This window comes from Micromonospora sp. KC207, assembly GCF_004348615.1.
Classification (GTDB): domain Bacteria; phylum Actinomycetota; class Actinomycetes; order Mycobacteriales; family Micromonosporaceae; genus Micromonospora.
This window is the reverse complement of sequence record NZ_SMKJ01000507.1, coordinates 1-2,615: the sequence shown is the minus strand read 5'-3', so window position 1 is coordinate 2,615 and position 2,615 is coordinate 1. Positions and strand designations below refer to the sequence as shown.

Annotated in this window: 1 protein-coding gene; it reads right to left on the bottom strand. The window is 77.2% G+C overall.

Annotation, left to right across the window (positions count from 1 at the left end; genetic code table 11):
• Positions 1-2,615 (bottom strand): type I polyketide synthase (locus E1258_RS31875; RefSeq protein ID WP_132407596.1); only part of this gene is annotated, 2,615 nt, incomplete at both ends.

Sequence of the window (2,615 nt, the reverse complement as noted above, 5' to 3'; positions counted from 1 at the left end):
GAGCCCCACAGGCCCCAGGCGACGGAGGTGGCGGTCAGCCCGGCGGCGCGCCGCCGCTCGGCCAGCGCGTCGAGGGCCGCGTTGGCCGCCCCGTACGCGCTCTGCCCGCTGCTGCCCCAGACGCCCGCGTTCGAGGAGTACAGGACGAACGCGTCCAGGTCGTACCCCCGCGTGAGTTCGTCGAGGTGGCGGGCCCCGGCGACCTTCCCGGCGAACACCTCGGCCATGTCGGCCAGCCCGGTCTCGCCGATCGGCACCGAGTGCGCCACACCCGCGGTGTGGAATACGGCGCTCAACGGCACGTCGGCGGGCAGCCCGGCGAGCAGCTCCTTCACGGCGGCCCGGTCCGCGACGTCGCAGGCCACCACGGTCACCTCGGAGCCCAGCGCCCGCACTTGCCCGACCAACTCGGCCGCACCGGGAGCGTCGGCACCGCGCCGGCTGGTCAGCACGAGGTGCGCGGCCCCGTCGGCTGCCAGCCGGCGGGCCACGTGGGCGCCGAGCGCGCCGGTGCCGCCGGTGACCAGGACGGTGCCCCTGGGCCGGTACTCGCGCTTGGCCGGCAGCGCGGGCGCGCGCCGCAGCCGGCGGCCGTACCCGATGGGGCCGCGCAGCGCGACCTGGTCCTCCTCCCCGGCCAGCACGTCCGCGAACGCCTCCCAGACCGGGCCGTCCACGTCGGAGGGCAGGTCGACGAGCCCCTTCCACGTCCGGGGCAGTTCGAGGGCCGCGACCCGGCCGAAGCCCCAGACCTGCGCCTGGTGCTCGTCGGCGGTCTCACCCGGCTCGACGCAAACCGCACCCCGGGTGACGGCCCACAGCCGGGCGGCCGGCAGGGCCTCGGCGACGGCCTGGGTGAGCAGCAGGGTCGCGGCGACGCCGACGGACACGTCCGGATGCTCGGGGTGCGGGCGACGATCGGTGCCGAGCAGGGACAGCACCCGGACCGGCCCGTCCCCGCCGGCCCCGGCGAGCAACGCCGCGCACGCAGCCCGGTCGGTGCTGGTCGGCTCGACGGTCAGGAGGCGCACCTCGACGCCCCGCCCGGCGAGCGCACCGCGCACCGCCTCGACGAGCTCCGCCGGCTGGTCCGGGCCGGTGACCAGCAGCCACCGGCCGTCCGGCGCGGCACCGGTGCGCTCCAACCGCCTCCAGCCGACCCGGTAACGCCAGCCGTCCGAGGTCGGGCCGGAATTCGCCGGCGCGGCGGGCTCCAGCCAGTAGCGCTGCCGCTGGAACGCGTAGGTGGGCAGGTCCACGGCGGCCCGCGCGGCCCCCGCCAGGGCCCGGGACCAGTCCACGGTCACCCCCTGGGTGAACGCCTCGGCCGCCGAGGTCAGGAGCCGGTCCAGGCCGCCCGCGTCCCGGCGCAGCGAGCCCACGGTTACCACCCGGAGGCCGGCGTCGTCCCCGAGCTGCTCGATCCCGGGTACGAGGACGGGATGCGCGGCGACCTCGACGAAGGCGCGGTGCCCGTCGTTGAGCAGCAACCGCGCGGTTTCCTCGAAACGGACCACACCGCGCAGGTTGCGGTACCAGTAGCCGGCGTCCAGCCCGGCGGTGTCGAGGCGTCCGCCCTGCACCGTCGAGTAGAAGGGCAGCTCCGCCGCACGGGCGTCGACCGGGCCTAGGACGGCGAGCAGTTCGTCGCGCAGCCGTCGCACCTGCGCCGAGTGGGAGGCGTAGTCCACCGGGATCCGCCGGACCCGGACCTCCTCGGCCTCGAACGCCTCGATCAGCGCGGTGACCGCGTCGGCGTCCCCGGACACCACGGTCGACTGTGGCCCGTTGACGGCCGCGACGTCGAGCCGGCCGTCCCAGGCGGCCAGCCGCCCCGCGACCTCCCGGACGGGCAGCGGGACGGACGCCATGCCGCCGAGGCCGGAGAGCACCCGGCCGATGACCTGGGAGCGCAGCGCGACCACCCGGGCGGCGTCCGACAGCGTCAGCGCGCCGCAGACCACCGCGGCGGCGATCTCGCCCTGGGAGTGGCCGACCACCGCGTCCGGCTCGACGCCGAGCGAACGCCACGCCTGCGCCAGCGACACCATCACCGCCCAGGAGACGGGCTGGAGCACGTCGACGCGGTCCAGCGGCGGGCTGCCGGCCGCGCCCCGGATCACCTCGCCGAGCTTCCAGTCGGTGTGCGCCGACAGCGCCTGCTCGCACCGTCGCATCGACTCGGCGAACACCGGTGACTGGTCGAGCAGGTCGGCACCCACGCCGGCCCAGTGCGTCCCCTGCCCGGGGAAGACGAAGACGGTGCGCCCGGTGGGCGCGGCGACGCCGGTCGTGACGGCCGGCCCGGGTTCGCCCCCGGCCAGCAGGCCGAGCGCGTCGAGCGCCTGCTGTCGCCCGGTGGCCGTCACCACCGCCCGGTGGTCGAACACCGAACGCGCGGTGGCCAGGGCGAGTCCGGTGCCGGCGAGGTCGGTCTCCGGCGCGGCGGCCAGCAGGTCGCGCAGCCGGCGGGCCTGCCCGGCCAGCGCCGGCTGCGACCTGGCGGACAGCACCAGCGGTACGACCGGCGGCGGGTCGCCGACGGGCCGGGTGTCATCTGGTCGGGCGGCGGCGGGCGGGGCGGCCGGCTCGGGGGCCTCCTCCAGCACCACATG